The following is a 19,508-nucleotide window of genomic DNA, read 5'->3' as shown; positions in this document are numbered from 1 at the left end:
CACAAGCTTTTACAAAAAGGATTTGATTTTACAGAGAAGGAACGGCTATTAATACGTGATCTGCTTGTGTTGGTCATTTTGAAAATTAATTATTTATTCCGACAAGCAATTCGTATTGGCTTTTCATTATCACAACCTGTCCCGATTTATCGGGATTATCCAATTATCACATTATCACATTTCTCTTTCCTGAGCGCGGTACCATCTTTCAGGAATTTCATTACTGCTGGCCAGCAGGTAATCTTTGTACGAGCAGGCAATGTATTTTTTATCGGGTAGCTGCATCCACCAACGGCCGGTTTTCTTGCTTTGTAAAAACACCGTTTCTATTTCAGCAAAAGCAATATTAAACTCGTTGAACGAATCCTTTTCTTCCATTTTGGCTTCGCGCTGCCCCCGGTAATAACCATCTACCATATACCATAGCATATGACTGATCTGTTTGGCCGTGAGTTGATTTTTATCCAGGTGAGGCGCATAACCATAGATGCCAATGGTGCTCACATTGGCGCTTAACCCCGCATATTGCATCAGCACGCAGGCTTCTTCACCGGTTAACCCGTTGGGGGTAATATGATTGGCCGGAGCATACGCATTGGCAATGGCCGCAATATCAAAACTAAACAACTGCGAACCACGGATCACGGGTTCCATTTCTTCAATATTCTCCTTTACATGGCCTACCCTGAAGCAATCAAAACGCAGCTTATCCATAGTTTCCAGCATATGCGGGTGCACATAATAACTCTGGAAACCGATGTGATTATAATGTTTGATAAAATTTGGTTCGCCGGTGAGCATTTCCATTAAAAAATTCTGCGACCGGTTGCGCGATTCCATACTCAGGTCAATCAGCGAATCCACACAGGTAGCCTCAATCACCTGGTTTTTGCTGGTGTAGGAATGGTATTGTGCCAGGGTAAGATCGTGCGAACCACCCAGGATCACCACTGTTTTGCCGGCGCTGGTTAATTCGGCCAGCACGGTTTTCAGCGCGGCATAGGTATCCTGTAAAGTAGAACCCAGCATTATATTACCTATATCAACCATGTTTATATCGGAATGCCACTGGTACAAAGCATAAAACTGGCGGCGGATGGCGTCGGGACCCGATACCCCGGGTTGTAAATGGTTACCCCTTACCTCGTTGCAACCCAGCAGCACAATGTCGGCCGACCGCAGATCGGGTATTTCCTCATCTTCATACATCACTATTTTTTTACCAATCTGCCCGTCTTTATAGCCCTCATCTTCCGATAACATGTACCGGTTAAGGGGTTGAAGAAAGTCGCCAATATTTAATGCATCCGACATATGACGCAAGATAGGGAATGAGAAATGTGGAATAAAAAATGACAAATGAAAAAGTTAAAAATAATTATAAATCAGCGATATAATCCCTGGTAACTGGAAACCTGAAACCTGTAACATGCCTCTTAAAATCCCAAAGCCACAACAATAACCTGGGCTACAGAACTTAGAAAGGAGAGTATTATATTTGCGGAATGGATGAATTGTTACAACAAATAGCAGCGTACAAGCAGGAAATTGAGAGCACCCCCACCAATGGCGCCGATTCCCTGGAGGCTTACCGTATTAAATTCCTGGGTACTAAGGGCATTGTAAAGAACCTTTTTACCGAAATGAGGAATGTGCCGGCCGATAAAAAGAAAGAATTCGGGCTGATCCTGAACGATTTCAAACAACTGGCCGAGGCCAAATACGAAACCTGGAAACAGCAACTGGAAGGCTCCGGCGATTCAGGTGCAGCAGCTGCCATCGATGTAACCCTTCCCGGCGATCCCCTGCCATTGGGCACCCGCCACCCCATCAACCTGTTCCTGAACCATGTTATCAGCATTTTCAACCGCCTCGGTTTCTCTGTAGCCGAAGGCCCTGAAATTGAAGACGACTGGCACAACTTTACCGCCCTGAACCTGCCCGAGCACCATCCGGCGCGCGATATGCAGGATACCTTCTATATTCATCAAAATCCCGACTGGCTGCTGCGTACACATACCAGCAATACGCAGATCAGGGCTATGGAAAAAGAGCAGTTGCCGATCCGCATTATATGCCCCGGTCGTGTATACCGCAACGAAACCATCAGCGCCCGCAGCCATTGCTTCTTTCACCAGATAGAAGGATTGTACATCGATGAAAATGTTTCCTTTGCCGACCTGAAACAAACCCTGTACTTCTTTGTGCAGGAAATGTATGGCAAAGACGTAAAAGTGCGGTTCCGCCCCTCTTATTTCCCGTTCACCGAACCCAGCGCCGAAATGGACATCACCTGCCTGTTATGCGGCGGCGAAGGTTGTGCTGTGTGCAAACGTACCGGCTGGCTGGAGATCCTGGGTTGCGGTATGGTGCACCCGAAAGTGCTGGAGAACTGTAAAATCGATCCGGAAAAATATACCGGCTTTGCATTCGGCATGGGTATCGAACGCCCGGCCCTGCTTAAATACGGTATCAACGATATCCGGTTGTTCAGCGAAAACGACGTGCGGTTCCTGCGACAGTTTACGAGCGCCACTTAAATCAATAAGCAATAGACAATAGGCAATAAGCAAGTTTGCCCATTGTCAATTGCCCATTGCCAATTGAATAATATGGTAGAAACTATTTGCGTTTGCGGTGCAGGCACCATGGGCAGCGGAATTGCTCAAACGGCCGCCCAGCATAATTTTCATGTAATACTGTATGATGTAAACGAAGGCATGCTCAACAAAGCCCGCACGGCAATGGAAAGCAACCTGCAAAGCCTTGTACAAAAAAACAAGCTCACTGCCGAAGCAAGCGCCGCCATCATGAGCCGCATTCAATTTGCCGGCGACCCTAACGATTGCCTGGCCGACCTGGTGATTGAAGCCATTATTGAAAAGCCTGAGATAAAAGTGAGTTTGTTCAATCAGCTGTCTGAAGTAAACCACAGCGATGTGGTGTTTGCTACCAATACATCTTCCTTATCGGTTACAGAAATTGCCAAAAAAGTAATTCATCCCCACCGGGTAGCCGGCATGCACTTTTTTAACCCGGCCACCATCATGAAACTGGTTGAAGTAGTAGCTACGCCGTACACCAACCAGCAAACCATTGACATTGTTACCCAAACGGCCCGGCAAATGGATAAAACCCCCGTTCTATGCCAGGATGCCCCGGGTTTTATTGTAAACCATGTTGCCCGCCCCTATTACCTCGAAGCATTGAAACTGGTTGAACAGGGAGTAACCGATTTTCAAACCATCGATACCTTACTCGAAGCATCGGGTTTTAAAATGGGCCCCTTCCGTCTTATGGACCTCATTGGCAACGACATTAATTATGCAGTAAGCTGCCAGGTGTACGATGCCCTGGGCAAACCCAACAGGCTGCAACCTTCCCCCATTCAAAAAGAAAAAGTACAAAAAGGAGAACTGGGCCGTAAAAGCGGGATCGGATATTACGAATACTAGCTAATAATCGCCCTTCTTCATTGCAGAAAGGTTATCTTCGTGCCCTGTTAATTATTGCACTTGTTAACCAAAATACTCGTTACAGGCGGTACCGGCTTTATTGGCGCCTACATCATTAAAGAACTGGTTGAAAAAGGATATGCTGTGCGGGCCATCCGCCACAGTAAGGCCGTTCCTTTTTTTATCCCGGCGCACATCAGCGATAAAGTTGAATGGGTGCCGGGCGATGTGCTCGATGTGGTGTCGCTCGACGAGGCCATGACGGGCACCGATGCTGTTATTCATGCCGCCGCCAAAGTATCTTTTCACGACTCCGACAGAAGAACGCTTAACAAGATCAATATTGAAGGAACGGCTAACGTGGTGAACCTGGCGTTGGAAAAAGACGTCAAACGCTTTGTACACCTCAGTTCTGTGGCCGCCATTGGCCGCACCAGGAGCGGCGAAACCGTCAATGAAGAAAAAAAATGGCTGCCCGGTAAATGGCATACCACCTACGCCATCAGCAAATACCACGCAGAAGTGGAAGTATGGCGCGGCGCAGCCGAAGGACTGAACATGGTGGTTGTAAATCCCAGCACCGTGCTGGGTTATGGCGACTGGAGCTCTTCCAGCTGTGCGCTGTTCAAAAATGTATACCGGGAATTTCCCTGGTTTACAAAGGGAATAAATGGATTTGTGGCGGTAACGGATGTAGCGCGGGCTGCCGTACTGCTTATGGAAAGTGAAATAAGCAGCGAGCGGTTTATCGTTAACGGTGATAACTGGTCCTTTCAACAATTATTCAATACCATCGCCGATGGCCTGGGTAAAAAACACCCGCACAAAGAAGCAACGCCTTTTTTGGGTAATATGGCCTGGCGCATGGAAAAGTTGAAAGCCATGATGTCGGGAAAAAGACCGCTGCTTACCCGTGAAAGCGCCCGCGTGGCACAAAGCGTTACCTACTTCGACAACAGTAAATTATTAACATCCCTCCCCGGATTTACATTTACGCCCCTCGAAAAAGCGATAAAAAAAGATTGCGAACAATACCTGGCCCATTTGCAACCGCTGTAGCCGGCAAAAACCCGTTATACATGCCCAACCCGGCTAATATGTTAAAGAAATTTAACCTGGGATGGTTTGCCAAAGCCGGTTATCTCAATACTTTCACAGTCAGCCAAACGTTTTAATATTTACAGGCTGGTTGTATATTGGAAAATATTCATATCCATCTTTTGAAAAATACCATGAAGATGAAACATTTAATGATCCTGCTGTTATCCGTAACCTGTTATTCCGCTACCCTGGCACAGGAAAAAACATTTGTAGTTTTCGGTAAGGTAGTTGATGCAGAAACAAAACAACCACTCGTAGGCGCATCGGCCTATTGCCAAAGCACCACCCAGGGAACAATTACCAATAACGACGGATTATTTTTTATGCGCCTGCCCAATGGCGGCTACGACATGGTAGTAACCTATACCGGTTACGAAAAAAAGATCATGCGCATCAGCGCCAGCCAGCCGGCTGCCGATACCTTAAAAATAGATCTGGCAAAAGAAAATAAATCGTTATCAGAAGTGGCAGTAGTAGCCAGCACCGAAGACCCGGATGGCTTGAACAAATACGGAAAATTCTTTAACCAGAACTTTATCGGCAATTCCGGAAATTCAAACCAGTGTGCCGTTGAAAATCCCCAGGCGTTACACTTCTACTTTTCTAAAAAAAGGAACCGCCTGAAAATAATGGCCAGGGAAGATGTGATTATTGTTAACTATGCCCTTGGGTATAAGATCAGGTACCAGCTCGATTCTTTCAGCTACGATTATAACACCAATATATCTTCCTACTCCGGCTCACCCCTGTTTCAGGAAATGGATAGTACCGAAGAAGTAAAAGCGCAATGGAAAAAGAACCGCGCACGTACTTACCTGGGTTCACGCATGCATTTTATGCGTTCTTTTTACGATAGCTCATTAAAGCAGGATGGTTTTATTCTTGAAAAACTGAACGACGATCCTGAAAGCGTAAAAGGAACTTTTATCACCAACCCTTATAATGAACAGGATTACCTGGTTGACAGCGGCGATGTGGAAGTAAGCTGGAACGGCCGTTACCGCATCAGTTACGACAAGGTATACCCCGATAAACAATTCCTCGAAGAATATAAATTACCGGCAACCACCCGCTTCCAGATCACGGTGCTGGACGTTTCCAACGGTTTTGTGATAGAAAAGAACGGCTACTTTTACGAACAGAACGACGTAATCAATTCAGGCTACTGGGCCTGGAAAAAACTATCCGAACTGTTGCCTTACGATTATATATATCAATAAACAATACCTGTCAGGTGTACGCGTATTAATAAAACCTTTGCATTTTAAAATACCCGACTAATCCCTTTTTTTATACCTTCAGACGGAATTTCAAAACCGTAGGCGCGACCGGTTATTGAAAGCAAACTGTTAGTCTGTGACGACACCGTCGTCATAGCAGTTGAACTTTCTATGACACCTAGACGCACCATTAAAACGCTACTGCTGTTAACCGGTTTAATTACTGTATGTACTTCCTTTGCCCAGGAGTATAATTATATTCATTACGATGTAAAAGACGGGTTGGCCGGTTCTACCATCTACGACCTCTGCCAGGACAAAGACGGCTTCATCTGGTTTGCAACCGAAGCCGGGATCAGCCGCTTCGATGGCACCCATTTCAAAAACTTCACTACCGGCGACGGATTACCCGAAACCGAGATCTTAAAACTTTTTGCCGACTCCAAAGGCAGAATATGGATGGCCCCTTTCAAGAATACCGTCTGCTATTATTACAACGGAAAAATACACAACCAGGAAAATGATCCGGTGCTCAAAAAGATCAAACTCTCCTCTGTTATCGTTTATTTCCGTGAAAGCAGCGACCAGGATGTGGGGTTTTATGCAGATAATTCCGTCACCGTGGTAAGCGCCAATAATGTTATTACCCAATATAAAAGCAATGAAAGCAGTGCTGTTTTTTTACGGCCTAACCAGCACGGCAAAGGATTTCAGTTAAACATCGACGACTCCTGCTTTGTAGTCACCAATGGGAAAATGATCCCCATTCCCTGCGCAAACAGTGGGTTTGCGGATCCCACATCAAAACTGAATAAGGTACGGACAGGGCTAAAAGTTACTGCCGAAGATTATGACCCGGGTGTTAACCATGTATTGTTTACCAATACATGGTATGGCAGCTACATGGTGGATACGGTTACGTTCGATCATTATGAAGAGTCCTTTCTGAAGGGAAAGCAGATCAGCCATGCCGTGGTTGACAGTGAAAAGAACATCTGGTTTGCCACCCTGGGCGAAGGCGTATTCAAACTGGCGTCACGGGAATTTAAAACCCACTATTTCTGTGAGAACCAGACGCAGGAGATCTTTTCACTGGCCAAGATCAACAACAAAATATATGCAGGCACCGCCTTTGGAAAAATATACCTGTTGCATGGAAAATCCATTGACACCATCAACGCCAATAAAGAGTTTAACACGTCCTTATACTATGGCAGCACCAACCGGGTAACCTGTTTGGCGCAATTAAAGGACGGTTCATTGCTAATGGGTTCAGATGGCCTGCTGGTAAAAAAAACCAGCGGGGGCGCCGTCTTCAACACCCGCATTTTTGCAATAAAATCAATTGAAGAATTACCCAATGGAATGGTATTGGCAGGCACCTCCAGACGGGCCCTGTTGATCCATCCCAACGATCTGTCTATCCAGGATACTATTTTTCCCAGCCGTACTACCAGTGTATGTTTTTATAACAACAACTATTATATAGGAACAGTAAATGGGTTGTATATAGTGAACCTCAATAAAGAGGTACGCTATATGGGCGACGCCATTCCATCGTTACGTCAACGCATCAGCTATTTCTGTAAAGGGCCCGATGGCCTGTTGTACATTGCCACCTATGGCGCCGGTATCATTTGCATGAAAAACGACCAGGTGGTGAACCAGATAACCACCCAGCAGGGAATTTCAAGTAACATTTGCAGAACGCTGTTTGTAACCAACGACTTCCTGTGGGCCGGTACTGATAAAGGGTTGAACAAGATCAACATCAGTCAAACACCATTTCCGGTTACCACTTACACCACCTCCGATGGCCTGCCCACAGATATTATTAATGCAGTATATGTGGATGGCAATACCATTTATGCAGGTTCGCCCGCGGGTGTTACCTGGTTCGATGAAACCAAAACAGGCCACTACTCAAAATGTAATTTGCGCATCCTCGATATTTCGGTGGGTAATAAACCGCAGCCATTGAAAGGCAGTTACCGGCTGGGTTACCAGGAAAACAGTTTGAAAATATATTATGCAGGCATCTCCTTTAAATCGGGCGGCAATATCTGGTATCGTTATCGCTTAAAAGGCCTTACCGATAGTTGGGATTCAACTACACAAAATGTACTGGAATACCCATCCCTGCCACCGGGTAATTACGAGTTTGAACTGATTGCCATAAACAAAAAAGGCATTGTCAGCAACCCTGTCACCATCGCGTTCATTGTAGAGGCGCCCTTCTGGCAAACATTGCCCTTCCAGATCCTGATCATTGCCGTGGTTATTTTAATCACCTGGCTGCTGGTGGCATGGCGGTTTAGCATTCAGCGGAAGAAAGAACAGGAAAGAACATCAGTACAGCAAAAGCTCAATGAGCTGGAGCAGATGGCGCTGCGGTCGCAAATGAACCCGCATTTTATATTCAACTGCCTCAACAGTATACAAAATTTCATAATAACAAACGACATCGAATCAACCAATCTGTACCTGAGTGAATTTGCCCACCTCATCAGGCAAACGCTCGACAATTCGGAAAAAAGCACCATTTCCATTACCAATGAAATCAAATACCTGCAGCGATACCTTGAAATGGAGATGATGCGTTTTGGCCATTCCTTCAACTATACCATCGAGGTTGATCCAACACTCGATGCCGATATGGAGCATATCCCAACCATGATCTTGCAGCCTTTTATCGAGAACAGCATCAGGCATGGTATCAGGTATAAGGAGAGCGGCATTGGCCTTATTGATATAAAATTTCAAAAAATCAGTACAGGGTTCGTATGCATTATTCAGGACAATGGCATCGGACGTAAGAAAGCCAGTGAATACAAATCAAAAATGCATGTGGAATACCAATCAAAAGGCATCTCATTGACCACTGAAAGAATAAATATTTTAAATCGTCAATTATCAGACCCCATAACCATTGAAATAAATGACCTCACAGATGCACATGGTCAGGCTACCGGCACCCGTATCACCTTGCGATTCCCTTATACGATTACAATTAAACCTGTGAAAAAATGATACGCACCATCATAATAGACGACGAACCCAATAACATAGAAGCGCTTAAACTGCTGCTGATTAAGTACTGTCCGCTTATAGAAATGATCGGGGTGGCCGAAAACATCCGCACCGGGCAGACCCTTATTATAGATACCCAGCCCGACCTGGTTTTTTTGGATATTGAAATGCCGTTTGGCAATGCCTTTGAGCTGCTCAACAGCCTGTCGCCGGTTAACTTCGAGATCATTTTTGTTACCGCCTTCGATAACTATGCCATCAATGCCATAAAATACTCTGCGCTGGATTATTTGTTAAAGCCGGTGAATATAAAAGAGCTGCAAACGGCCGTATTCAAAGCAGCCGATCGTATTAAAACAAAAAATATTACCAGTAAGATAGATACATTGATGTATAACCTGTCGGTAAACAAACCCGTATTACAAAAAGTAGCCCTTCCTACCCTCGATGGGTTGGTTTTTGTAAACATCAACGAACTGGTTTGGCTGGAAGCAAGAGGCAGTTATACGTTTGTGTATATGCAGGATCAGCAGAAAATAATGGTTTCGCGCACGTTAAAGGAATTTGAAGACATTCTTCCCTTTGAAAACTTTAGCCGCGTGCACCAATCGTACATTATCAACCACTATTTTATAAAAAAATACAACCGGGGCCGCGGCGGCACCATCGAAATGGATGATGGTACTACTATTGAAGTATCTATGCGCAAGAAGGATGAGTTCCTTTCGAAGTTTAAATAAAACCTGTAAGCTGCATCATTTGAGTTTGCCTTAATATCAGGCTTAATTGCACCTGACAGGTTTAAATGACATATTTAAAAATGAAGAATGACCTGTCAAGGGCCGCATAGCATTCTAATTGTTTTAGACTCTATGGCGGACCTTACAGGTCATTCACTTTATTGAATTACTTATTTCCTTTTATCTTCTCCCAGATCTCCGGTATCCTTTTCACCCAAACCAGTTCCCGCTTTTTTGTACTGGCGTCCTCTGCCGGTGAACCAAAATAAACCTTACCCCCTTCCAGTGTACCACCCACACCACTTTGCGCCAGTACAACCGCATTATCACCAATAGATAAAGTTTTTGAAATGCCCACCTGGCCCCAGAGAATAACCCCGTTACCAAGCGTTGTAGCGCCCGCTATGCCAACCTGCGCAGCCAGCAAACAGTTTGCACCTAAAACCGTATCGTGACCAATATGAACCATATTATCAAGCTTGCTGCCCCGGCCAAGCCGGGTATCGTGCGATACACCACGATCGATGGTGCAACCGGCACCGATCTCCACATCGCTTTCAATAACTACCCTTCCACAGCTTTCCATTTTCCTGTACCATACCGCCCGGTCTTTTTTGGTATTGTAATAAAAAGCATCTGACCCTATTACGGTTCCCGCCTGGATGATAACATTATCACCAATAACGCAGTGGTCCATGATGGTAACGTTGGGGCCGATAAAACAATCCTTACCAATGCTAACTTCATGACCGATATAAACGTTAGGCGCTATATATGTGCCCTCCCCGATGGTTGCCGAATCGCTGATTGGCTTAACAGCGGGTTTAAAGGGCCGAAAGTGACGTACTATAGTTTGATACGCTTCAAACGGATTATCAACAATCAGTAACGCTTTACCTTCAGGACACTCAGTTTTTTGATTTATGATAATAAAAGTGGCTTCAGAATACAGACACTTGTTGTAGTATTTGGGATGATCAACGAAAACCAGGTCGCCTGGTTCTACTTTATGCAGCTCATTGATACCAGTAGCCATGCCTTCTGTATTGCCAGCCAACTCAGCACCAATCAAATTGGCTATCCATTTAACCGAAACAGGAGCAGGAAATTTCATAACCGATTAATTTTCGCAAAAGTAACGCACGATCAGCACACCGATGGGGTATTATTCCTTTCAGTTTCATGTTTTATGATATATTAAGACCACCTTTTAACCATTTCAATGATCTTTTTGCCAAAAAATTATTTTCAGTTACCAGCTCCATCAATGGATTTTCTTACTGTAATGCATGCATAATCTGATTATGAAGTAAACATGCCGTTAACAACATGTGTTGTTATCACTCAACATACCACATAACGTACAACTCAACGCCAGCGCATGTTTCAGCAGATGAAAAAAATAAAAACAAGTAAGCGTTTATCATAAGGTGGAGATAAAAACAGGTTCCGCATTGCACATAACGATGAAATAAGCCATCGCTTTTCCCCATAACATAAAAAAAATGTGAATAAAATTTATTAGAATATTTTTTTAGATAGAAAAAATTATTTTTAATATTGTGGAGGGAAATTTATTTCCCGGTACTTACTAACCCATCCATATAATAAATCTCCCGGTTCACCGGGAGATTTTCATTTGTATGCATCGCTATTTTATCATTTACAAACCATTCCAGGTATTATCACAATTCTCTTCTGAAGAAGGGAAACATACATTGAAAACATTCTTCAATGTACCGGCAGATGTATATCCTGTTGGCCGGTTAGATTATGACAGTGAAGGAATATTGATCCTAACCAATGATACTTCGTTAAATCATCGCCTGTTGAATCCTTCCTTTGCACACGAACGGGAATATTGGGTACAGGTTGATGGCGAGATACATGATAAAGCAATACAACAACTACAAACCGGCGTTACCATAACCATTAACGGGTCAAAATACCGCACCAGGCCATGCAAAGCAACGCGTTTTGCTAACACACCGCCGGTACCCGAACGCAATCCACCCATCCGTTATCGAAAAGACATCCCAACCAGTTGGGTTAAACTGGTATTAACCGAAGGAAAGAACCGCCAGGTACGAAAAATGACAGCCCAAACCGGCTTTCCTACCCTTCGGCTCATCCGTTATCGCATTGAACGCATCACCTTAGACGGTTTGTTACCCGGCGAAATGCGTGAAATGAATAAAAATGATATCTATACTCACCTATTCCGGTAAGGCACAAGACTAAACATTCAAGGCACAGGGAATTTAAACTCAGAAAGTCTGAGTTTTATGCGAAACCCCGAATTTCAGGGCTTGAGGCTTGCGCCTTGTAGCTTGTGCCTTTATTTCATTACCTTGCTAAAAAAAGGTACGTTATGCTGAAATCAATGACCGGCTTTGGAAGAAGTGAACAAACCGTGGGAGATAAAACCTTCCTGGTTGATATTAAATCACTGAATGGAAAACAATTTGAACTCTCCTTAAAGATCCCGGCTTTCCTGAAGCCTTTTGAGTTTGATATCCGAACGTTGTTATCAAAAAATCTCGGAAGAGGCACCATCGACTGTACCGTCAGCCTGAAGGAAAGCGGCGCCGCCAAACCCGTAAGCATAAATACCGACCTGGCTAAAGCCTATTATAAACCCATTGCCGAGTTATCGCACGCATTGAACCTCGATCCCTCTCATATCTTAAGCACCCTCATTAAATTACCCGAAGTGATCACGCCTACCGGTGATACCCTAACCGATAATGAGTGGGCACAATTTCAAAAGGTAATTGAAGCCGCCATGGCCAATCTTACCACCCACCGCATGGAAGAAGGTAAAATAATGGAAGCCGACCTGCTGTTGCGCATAAGCAATATTCAAAAACAACAGGACATCATTGCTACCCTGGAACCTTTACGTAAAACAAAGATCAGGGAAGGATTGACCAAGGTGCTGGAAGACAATGTGGGGAAAGAAAACTACGATCCCAACCGCCTGGAGCAGGAACTGATCTACTACATTGAAAAAATAGACCTTAGCGAAGAACAGGTACGCCTGAAAACCCATTGCGAATATTTTAAAACCATCCTGAGCGAGCCCGAAGAAAGTAAAGGTAAAAAGCTGTCGTTTGTGCTGCAGGAAATAGGCCGTGAAATAAATACCACCGGCGCCAAAGCCTATGACTCCACTATTCAGAAATGTGTGGTGCTCATGAAAGACGAGCTGGAAAAAGCGAAAGAACAAGTACTGAATGTGTTATAAAGAAGTTGCAATGGAAGTGTATGAATAATACGCGAAATAAGCGGCTTGTTACCGGTTGCCGGTTACCAGATCCCGGGATACCCAATCGTTGATCTCCCGGTAACCGGGAACTGGAAACCGGTAACCATAAACTGTTATATTTGCCTAAAAAAATACCTTGAACAAAAGTATCCTAAATTATATCTCGTACTTCGTACTTCTTACTTCCTGCTTCCTGCTTCCCGCTTGTGATAAGGTAGATGTGTTTGAAAAAAACGTCACCATCCCCCAGCAATCCTGGAGCAGCAACTACAAGCCCGAAATAACCTTCACTATACAACCCGAGGATACCATAAGCCGGTATAATATTTTTATCGTTATCAGGCATACAGATGCTTATCGCTATAAAAACATCTGGCTCAACATCCATACCGAATCTCCCGGCGGTGCGGTGAACAACCAGCCCCTGAACCTGCAACTGGCTACCGATAACAAAGGCTGGCTGGGCAGTGGAATGGATGATATTTACGAACACCGTATCCAGATCACCCCGCCACAGAATCCCGAACACCTGAGCGCAGGTACTTATCGTTTCAAACTGGAAAACATTATGCGGGAAGACCCTCTGAAGAACGTAATGAACGTTGGCATCCGGCTTCAAAAAGCTCAACAGGATTTATAAGTTGTTCTCATGGACGTATTTACAAAAAAGCGACTGGCAGTTGCCAGTATTGTATACTGGTTATTGCTGTTTTATATAGTAGCGGCATTGATCTGGTGGTTTATTGCCCTCGAAAAACAAAATCACCAAACGGCGGCCTACAAGCTCAGCGAGTTGAAAATGGACGATCCCGCTTTTCAAACAAAATACCAGGCCATTGTTGAAGCCCGGCATCTTAAAGACATTCAATACCTTGGCGAAGGCGGTATTTTCCTCATAGTTATTTTAACTGCGTCCATTTTTGTTTACCAGGCCGTACGCCGCCAGATCCGTTTACAAAACCAGCAGGAAAACTTTATGATGGCCATAACGCATGAGTTAAAAACACCCATCGCTATTGCCAAGCTGAACCTGGAGACCCTGCTGAAATATTCCCTGCCCGAAGAAAAGAAACAAAAAATGCTGCAGGCCACCCTGCAGGAAACCAACCGGCTGAATACCCTGGCCAGCAATATCCTGGTATCATCGCAGCTCGAAGGCGGCCGTTACCGCATCACCAAAGAAGAACTGGAACTGAGTGACCTGGTAAAAACAGCCATTAACGACTTTCGCAACCGCTTTCCCGACCGGCAATTTCACAGCGAAATAGAACCGGAGATAGATATGGACGGTGACGCCTTACTGTTACAGATTCTGGTAAACAACCTGATTGAGAATGCCATCAAATATTCGCCCAAAGAAGGCATTATTACCTGTAAACTCACGCAAAAGAACCGCACCATCCTGTTCCAGGTACTCGATGAAGGCGCCGGTATACCCGATGATGAAAAGAAACGGGTGTTTGAAAAGTTTTACCGCATAGGTAATGAAACCACCCGCACCACCAAAGGCACCGGTTTGGGGCTTTACCTTTGTAAAAAGATTGTAGAAGATCACCACGGACACATCAGGGTGACTGATAATACACCCAGAGGCAGTAATTTTATGGTAAGTTTTACCGCAAAACACGCCCATGAGCAATAAACCATCCATATTACTGGTTGAAGACGAAGAAAACCTGCATGAAGCATTAAAGCTGAACCTGGAACTGGAACAGTATGAAATTACTTCTGCCTATACAGGTAGTGAAGCCCTGCAAAAGATCCAGAGCGAATATTTCGACCTCATCATACTCGATGTAATGCTGCCCGATGTAGACGGCATTAACATAACCGAAACCGTTCGCGTGCAAAATAACCACGTACCCATTCTTATCCTCAGCGCCAAGAACACCAGCTCCGACCGCGTTCTGGGTTTGAAAAAAGGCGCCGATGACTATCTCACCAAGCCTTTCAACCTCGAAGAGCTGTTATTGCGGGTACAAAAACTCATCGACAAGAACAAAAAGATGCAGGATAAGGACACCGTAGGCGATACCTATCAGTTCGGTGGCCATACTATTGATTTTAATGCCCAGGAAGCGCTTACAAAGGAAGGACAACGCATTCAGCTCAGTAAAAAAGAAGCTATGCTGCTGAAGCTGTTATTCGAAAACAAGAACGATGTGGTGCCAAGGGAAAAGATCCTGCAAACAGTTTGGGGCTACAACGTGTATCCCACTACCCGCACCATCGATAACTTCATATTGAACTTTCGTAAATATTTTGAGAGCGATAGCCGTAATCCCCGTTATTTTCATTCTGTACGTGGAGTTGGTTATAAGTACACGGAGTAGTTGACGGGTTGACGGGTTAACAAATTAACATGTTGACAAGGGTTTAAAGTGAGGCGTTTCGGTAAGAAGAATGTGGTTGATAGCGTTGATAAAGGGCGAAGGTTGAAATGGAGTGGGAAATGAAAATAGTGAAGTATGTTTCATCGTAGCGAGCCGTTTGCCGTTTCACGACATTACTCATTGCCGATTCACGATTGCCGACTCATCTCCATTAGTTCTTTCAACAACCCCTCAGCCTTCTCCAGCAGCGCTTCCATACTATTAATGGATTGATCGGGGGTATACAATGCCCATTCGCATTCATCGAGCACAGCCGAAAAGTTGCGGATGGTTTCGGCGGGCACGCCTTTGTCGGCCAGCAATTGAGTTGTGTGGTACTTATTCAACTTTGAAGGCAATACCTGCCAGGTATCCCGTACAGTTTGCCAAAGCGCCTGTTGCACTTCCCGGTAAAAAATGGGTGGTTGATTCGCTTGTAATGCCAGCTTTGCATTTTTCAACAAACCGGTAACTATTTGTTCAGGCCCAGGAGGCGCTTCTTTCACCGGAGCAGGCGCTACAGCCTTCGCTGCTATTTCTTTCTTTTTCGATTTGCGTAAAAAAACCACCTGGTAAACAATAGCACCAATGATCGCCAGGACGATCAGGCTGAAATAATAAACCCTGGGGTCAATGCCCGTTCCCTGGTTAACTACCAGCTCAGCGTCATTAACCACTTTTTTTACCCCCGGTACCACATGCATGGTAATGGAATCGCTGACAGCCGTTTTATATTTCTTTTCCTTCGGGTCGTAATAAGGCATGCGCGCCACGGGAATTACATAATCACCGGTATCGGGTGCAGCAAAGGAATATTCAAATGTTTTAGACCCGCTTAACGGGAAAACATATTTATTGATGTTCTCTTTCACGGCAGGTTCGGCCGTATCAACACCCCGCGGCCATTTTATGACCGGTGGCGTAAGTAACGACAGGTTGCCGCTACCGCTTACAGTTACCTGAATTTTTACCAGGTCGCCCGTATGGATGGGAGCAGGCGGCGGTTTAACCGTGAGCTTAAATTGCCCAACGGCGCCTGAAAAATCAGCCGGCTGATTGGCGGTTGGCAGTGGTTTTACCGTGATGGTTACAGGGGCCGTGCGCAAAACCGTGCGGTGGTCCACGGCCATGGGATACATAGGCGTGGCATTCAGGTTATTCAGCGAAGGGGTACGCTTTTTATTGGCCGGTTCATTCGTTTTTACAAAGTGAACAACACTCTCCACTTCGGCGGGATCAAGCGTATAACTGCCTTCCTGTAAGGGAAACAACTGAACTTTACGAACCAGGTTGGTATAATACGAGCGGCCATTCAGTTTCTCGATCTCCGGTTTGCCATCATACGCATCCACCATTTCCATAACACTAAACCCGGTTAGGGAAGGCCGTTTTACCACCTGGGAGTTAACGTTCAGGCGGGAATAGGCTTTATAAGTCACCATCAATGGCTCACCAACATAACAGCTGTTCTTACTGGTTTCTACCCGCAGGAACAGGTTCTTTTCTATTTTATCCTTTATATCATCACCCGGATGCAACAGGGATTCTTCCTCCGTATCGATGTCATCGGGGTTAATATTGTTCATACCCGGCACGCCGGCCTTTACAGCTATCGGCACCGCATTGGAATGCATTTGTTTTCCATTAATGATCGCACTGGCGCCGGGAACCGTAAACTTTCCCTTTCTAGAGGCTATCAATACAATTATTTTGGAATAAGTATCCAGCGCATGGCCCTGGCCAAAACTGCTGGTGCTGTAATCGAACATTTCAGCTACTTCAAAATCTTTAAACCTGGGCACCACAAACTGCCTGATGCTATTGCCGCCCTCAACAACATATTGCACCTGGAAGGTCTGATGCGCAGTAATGGGCGATTCACTGACAATAGTATAAAACTTCACCTGCGCCAGCAACGGCCCGCAGCAAATGCAGCAAAACAGCCCCGCTAAAATGATATGTAGAAATTTCCTGATGCTTTTCGTTTTATGATTCGGCTTTACTACCTGTAACAAATATAAATTTTGCCGGTTTAGACTGGTGATTATGTTAGCGTTAAAGGCGCGTTAAACCAATTGGCAATAGACAATCGGCAATCGGCAAGGTTAAATGGTAATAAGTTCAATTGCAAATTGCCAATTGGCTATTGATTATAAGTCGCCCAATTGTGGGCGTAATACAATTTCTTCCACACAGGCCTGCGGCGATAACTGTGATGCAGTATAGATCATTTTCGCAATATCACTGGCTTCCATAATTCGTTTGGGATCAACCCCGCTCCCGGCCCATGAGTCGGTCATGGCAGCACCCGGATATACAGCCGTAACTTTTATGCCAAACGGCTTCATTTCTTCGCGCAGGTTGGTAGAAAACCCGGCCAATGCATATTTGCTGATGCTGTAAGCACCGCCATTCGCATAGGCCTTGAACGAAGCAATGGAACACATGTTAAAGATGTGACCGCTTTTTTGAGCGATCATCTGATCTATTACCGACCGGGTTACATGGTAAGCGCTGTATAAATTCACCGCCATCATATGTTCCAGGGTGCCATCGGGTTCATTGTAAACACTGCCGGGATCAAACAGACCGGCATTATTCACCAACACATCTACAGGCAGCTGCAAACCCAATACCCATTGGCCAAAAGCCTGCGCCTGCTCCTTTATGGAAATATCAAAGGCTTTGGCTTTTACGGTAATGGCAGGATAAACAGTCATAAATTCCTGCATGGCATTGTATAAAGCCACTTCATTGCGCGATGTTAAAACAAGATTGTGCCCGTTTTGTGCAAATACATGGGCAATGGCTTTGCCAAATCCTCTTGAAGCTCCGGTAATTACAACATTCATAATTGCTAAATTAATTACAAAACACATATTTTGTAACTTGCGGAATGAAGTACCGGCATATCTTTTTCGACCTCGACCACACACTCTGGGATTTTGATGCCAACAGCCGCCAAACCCTCGAAGAACTGTACCTTTCCTTCGAATTACAAACAAGAGGCGTTCACAGTTTCGAGAGCTTTTTTGAACATTATACCGCGCACAATGAAAAGTTGTGGGACCGCTTTCGTAAAGGCTTTATAAAAATGGACGACCTGCGTTGGAAAAGGATGTGGCTTACCCTGCTCGAATTTAAAATAGGCGAAGAAAAACTGGCCCGCGATATGGCCGCCCGTTTTCTGGATCTGTTGCCCACCCGCACTTTATTATTCCCCTATACGGTTGAAATACTTACCTATCTCACCAATAAAGGCTACAAGCTGCATTTGATCACTAACGGCTTTGAACAAATCCAACACAGCAAACTAAAGTATTCAGGGATCAGTAACTTTTTTATAGAGGTCATCACTTCCGAAGGAAGCAGTTTGGTAAAACCCAACAAAGAGATCTTTGATTACGCTTTTCAAAAAGCCAAAGCCTTAGCCGGCGAAAGCATCATGATCGGTGACAATATAGAAGCGGATATCCAGGGCGCCATCAATGCCGGTATTGACCAGGTGTATGTAAACCACCTCAACATTGAACCAGCCATAAAACCAACCTATACGGTATATTCACTAAAGGAATTAGAAAATATATTCTAGCATAAAAAAGGCGAGCTATTTGTGATTAGCTCGCCCTGGATTATTTCACGTTTCACGACTAAACAGTAGCTATCACAGTTACCCCGTTTTTCACCACCTCCTGCAGTTTCACATTCACTTTAGTACCCAGCGGTAATAACATATCTACACGGCTGCCGAATTTAATAAAACCCATCTCCGTGCACTGATCTACTTTTTGACCAACGCTCAGGTAGTTTACAATTCTTTTGGCCAGGGCGCCGGCAATTTGTTTTACCAGCACTTCGCCTTTTGCATAGCGGATCACTACAGAATGACGCTCATTCTCTGTAGAAGATTTGGGATGCCAGGCCACCAGGAATTTACCTTTATGGTATTGATTGTACACCACTTCACCGGCTACGGGCGTTCTGTTCTGATGCACATTGGCCGGGCTCATGAATATAGAAACCTGTAATCTTTTGTCTTTAAAGTACTCTTCATCATACACTTCTTCAATAACCACCACTTTACCATCGGCAGGTGCAACAACCAGGTTACTACCCTGGGTCAATTTGCGGTTGGGCACCCGGAAGAAAGAAATAATGAATAACACCAGGCCAAGAGTAAGTACAAATATCAACCAGGTTAACCAGGCCAGTGACGGACTGAATAAACGAAACGATGCCAGGTTAATAACAGCAAAAATTATCGCGCTGATCAATATACTCTTATAGCCTTCTTTATGGATGGTCATTTAAAAATTTTAGGG

General features: G+C 44.7%; 17 protein-coding genes. 12 read left to right on the top strand and 5 right to left on the bottom strand.

The window, feature by feature from the left end; all coding sequences use genetic code 11:
• Positions 1-174 precede the first annotated feature (174 nt).
• On the bottom strand, positions 175-1,314 hold the full coding sequence (locus NIAKO_RS32655; protein ID WP_014222771.1) for a formimidoylglutamase: 1,140 nt from the start codon (positions 1,312-1,314) through the stop codon (positions 175-177).
• Positions 1,315-1,505: 191 nt separating this feature from the next.
• Between NIAKO_RS32655 and pheS the strand changes: the two genes are divergently transcribed.
• The 6 genes from pheS (at position 1,506) to NIAKO_RS32625 (ending at position 9,546) form a co-directional block, all read left to right on the top strand.
• Positions 1,506-2,540, top strand: coding sequence for a phenylalanine--tRNA ligase subunit alpha (pheS, locus tag NIAKO_RS32650; RefSeq protein WP_014222770.1), 1,035 nt, complete (start codon positions 1,506-1,508; stop codon positions 2,538-2,540).
• Between the two features lie 72 nt (positions 2,541-2,612).
• Positions 2,613-3,455, top strand: coding sequence for a 3-hydroxyacyl-CoA dehydrogenase family protein (locus NIAKO_RS32645; protein ID WP_041347578.1), 843 nt, complete (start codon positions 2,613-2,615; stop codon positions 3,453-3,455).
• A gap of 60 nt (positions 3,456-3,515) precedes the next feature.
• Positions 3,516-4,514: an NAD-dependent epimerase/dehydratase family protein gene (locus NIAKO_RS32640; protein ID WP_014222768.1), complete on the top strand. Its 999-nt coding sequence runs from the start codon at positions 3,516-3,518 to the stop codon at positions 4,512-4,514.
• Between the two features lie 179 nt (positions 4,515-4,693).
• On the top strand, positions 4,694-5,776 hold the full coding sequence (locus NIAKO_RS32635) for a carboxypeptidase-like regulatory domain-containing protein (RefSeq protein WP_041347576.1): 1,083 nt from the start codon (positions 4,694-4,696) through the stop codon (positions 5,774-5,776).
• Positions 5,777-5,947: 171 nt separating this feature from the next.
• A complete protein-coding gene (locus NIAKO_RS32630) occupies positions 5,948-8,806 on the top strand; it encodes a sensor histidine kinase (protein ID WP_014222766.1) in 2,859 nt (952 codons plus the stop codon).
• The gene (locus NIAKO_RS32625; protein WP_014222765.1) at positions 8,803-9,546 is read left to right on the top strand and encodes a LytR/AlgR family response regulator transcription factor; all 744 of its coding nucleotides are present in this window, start codon (positions 8,803-8,805) and stop codon (positions 9,544-9,546) included. Before NIAKO_RS32630 ends, NIAKO_RS32625 begins: the two co-directional genes overlap by 4 nt.
• Before the next feature lie 166 nt (positions 9,547-9,712).
• Here the strand turns inward: NIAKO_RS32625 and NIAKO_RS32620 are convergent, their stop codons facing one another.
• Positions 9,713-10,660: a UDP-3-O-(3-hydroxymyristoyl)glucosamine N-acyltransferase gene (locus NIAKO_RS32620; RefSeq protein ID WP_014222764.1), complete on the bottom strand. Its 948-nt coding sequence runs from the start codon at positions 10,658-10,660 to the stop codon at positions 9,713-9,715.
• 529 nt (positions 10,661-11,189) lie between these two features.
• On the opposite strand from NIAKO_RS32620, the gene NIAKO_RS32615 reads away from it, so the two are divergent.
• The 5 genes from NIAKO_RS32615 to NIAKO_RS32595 all read left to right on the top strand — a co-directional run bounded on the left by NIAKO_RS32615 (position 11,190) and on the right by NIAKO_RS32595 (position 15,147).
• Positions 11,190-11,774 carry a pseudouridine synthase gene (locus NIAKO_RS32615; RefSeq protein ID WP_014222763.1) on the top strand — a complete coding sequence of 195 codons (585 nt, stop codon included), beginning with the start codon at positions 11,190-11,192 and terminating at the stop codon, positions 11,772-11,774.
• Between the two features lie 143 nt (positions 11,775-11,917).
• Positions 11,918-12,793 (top strand): YicC/YloC family endoribonuclease, encoded by an 876-nt coding sequence (locus NIAKO_RS32610; RefSeq protein WP_014222762.1) that lies wholly within the window; start codon positions 11,918-11,920, stop codon positions 12,791-12,793.
• A gap of 157 nt (positions 12,794-12,950) precedes the next feature.
• Complete coding sequence (locus NIAKO_RS32605) at positions 12,951-13,454, top strand: gliding motility lipoprotein GldH (protein ID WP_014222761.1); 504 nt, start codon at positions 12,951-12,953, stop codon at positions 13,452-13,454.
• Between the two features lie 9 nt (positions 13,455-13,463).
• Positions 13,464-14,456: a sensor histidine kinase gene (locus tag NIAKO_RS32600; protein WP_014222760.1), complete on the top strand. Its 993-nt coding sequence runs from the start codon at positions 13,464-13,466 to the stop codon at positions 14,454-14,456.
• Positions 14,446-15,147: a response regulator transcription factor gene (locus NIAKO_RS32595; RefSeq protein ID WP_014222759.1), complete on the top strand. Its 702-nt coding sequence runs from the start codon at positions 14,446-14,448 to the stop codon at positions 15,145-15,147. The genes NIAKO_RS32600 and NIAKO_RS32595 overlap by 11 nt, the downstream gene beginning before the upstream one ends.
• Positions 15,148-15,335: 188 nt before the next feature.
• On the opposite strand, the gene NIAKO_RS32590 is transcribed toward NIAKO_RS32595, so the two are convergent.
• Positions 15,336-17,201 (bottom strand): BatD family protein, encoded by a 1,866-nt coding sequence (locus NIAKO_RS32590; RefSeq protein ID WP_014222758.1) that lies wholly within the window; start codon positions 17,199-17,201, stop codon positions 15,336-15,338.
• Positions 17,202-17,336: 135 nt separating this feature from the next.
• Positions 17,337-18,038, bottom strand: a complete 702-nt coding sequence (locus NIAKO_RS32585; RefSeq protein ID WP_014222757.1) for an SDR family oxidoreductase — start codon at positions 18,036-18,038, stop codon at positions 17,337-17,339.
• Positions 18,039-18,082: 44 nt separating this feature from the next.
• Between NIAKO_RS32585 and NIAKO_RS32580 the strand changes: the two genes are divergently transcribed.
• Positions 18,083-18,778: a YjjG family noncanonical pyrimidine nucleotidase gene (locus tag NIAKO_RS32580; RefSeq protein WP_014222756.1), complete on the top strand. Its 696-nt coding sequence runs from the start codon at positions 18,083-18,085 to the stop codon at positions 18,776-18,778.
• Between the two features lie 58 nt (positions 18,779-18,836).
• Here the strand turns inward: NIAKO_RS32580 and NIAKO_RS32575 are convergent, their stop codons facing one another.
• Positions 18,837-19,493, bottom strand: a complete 657-nt coding sequence (locus NIAKO_RS32575) for a phosphatidylserine decarboxylase family protein (protein ID WP_014222755.1) — start codon at positions 19,491-19,493, stop codon at positions 18,837-18,839.
• Positions 19,494-19,508: the final 15 nt, after the last annotated feature.

This window comes from Niastella koreensis GR20-10 (assembly GCF_000246855.1).
Classification (GTDB): Bacteria; Bacteroidota; Bacteroidia; order Chitinophagales; family Chitinophagaceae; genus Niastella; species Niastella koreensis.
Note: the sequence above shows the minus strand (reverse complement) of the source record. Positions and strands in the feature narration are given on the sequence as shown.

What these genes read in the sequence shown, in the direction of transcription:
- NIAKO_RS32655 (WP_014222771.1), bottom strand. Translation starts at nt 1,314, where the DNA reads ATGTCGGATGCATTAAATATTGGCGACTTTCTTCAACCCCTTAACCGG.
- pheS (WP_014222770.1), top strand. Translation starts at nt 1,506, where the DNA reads ATGGATGAATTGTTACAACAAATAGCAGCGTACAAGCAGGAAATTGAG.
- NIAKO_RS32645 (WP_041347578.1), top strand. Translation starts at nt 2,613, where the DNA reads ATGGTAGAAACTATTTGCGTTTGCGGTGCAGGCACCATGGGCAGCGGA.
- NIAKO_RS32635 (WP_041347576.1), top strand. Translation starts at nt 4,694, where the DNA reads ATGAAACATTTAATGATCCTGCTGTTATCCGTAACCTGTTATTCCGCT.
- NIAKO_RS32630 (WP_014222766.1), top strand. Translation starts at nt 5,948, where the DNA reads ATGACACCTAGACGCACCATTAAAACGCTACTGCTGTTAACCGGTTTA.
- NIAKO_RS32625 (WP_014222765.1), top strand. Translation starts at nt 8,803, where the DNA reads ATGATACGCACCATCATAATAGACGACGAACCCAATAACATAGAAGCG.
- NIAKO_RS32620 (WP_014222764.1), bottom strand. Translation starts at nt 10,660, where the DNA reads ATGAAATTTCCTGCTCCTGTTTCGGTTAAATGGATAGCCAATTTGATT.
- NIAKO_RS32615 (WP_014222763.1), top strand. Translation starts at nt 11,190, where the DNA reads ATGCATCGCTATTTTATCATTTACAAACCATTCCAGGTATTATCACAA.
- NIAKO_RS32610 (WP_014222762.1), top strand. Translation starts at nt 11,918, where the DNA reads ATGCTGAAATCAATGACCGGCTTTGGAAGAAGTGAACAAACCGTGGGA.
- NIAKO_RS32600 (WP_014222760.1), top strand. Translation starts at nt 13,464, where the DNA reads ATGGACGTATTTACAAAAAAGCGACTGGCAGTTGCCAGTATTGTATAC.
- NIAKO_RS32595 (WP_014222759.1), top strand. Translation starts at nt 14,446, where the DNA reads ATGAGCAATAAACCATCCATATTACTGGTTGAAGACGAAGAAAACCTG.
- NIAKO_RS32585 (WP_014222757.1), bottom strand. Translation starts at nt 18,038, where the DNA reads ATGAATGTTGTAATTACCGGAGCTTCAAGAGGATTTGGCAAAGCCATT.
- NIAKO_RS32580 (WP_014222756.1), top strand. Translation starts at nt 18,083, where the DNA reads ATGAAGTACCGGCATATCTTTTTCGACCTCGACCACACACTCTGGGAT.
- NIAKO_RS32575 (WP_014222755.1), bottom strand. Translation starts at nt 19,493, where the DNA reads ATGACCATCCATAAAGAAGGCTATAAGAGTATATTGATCAGCGCGATA.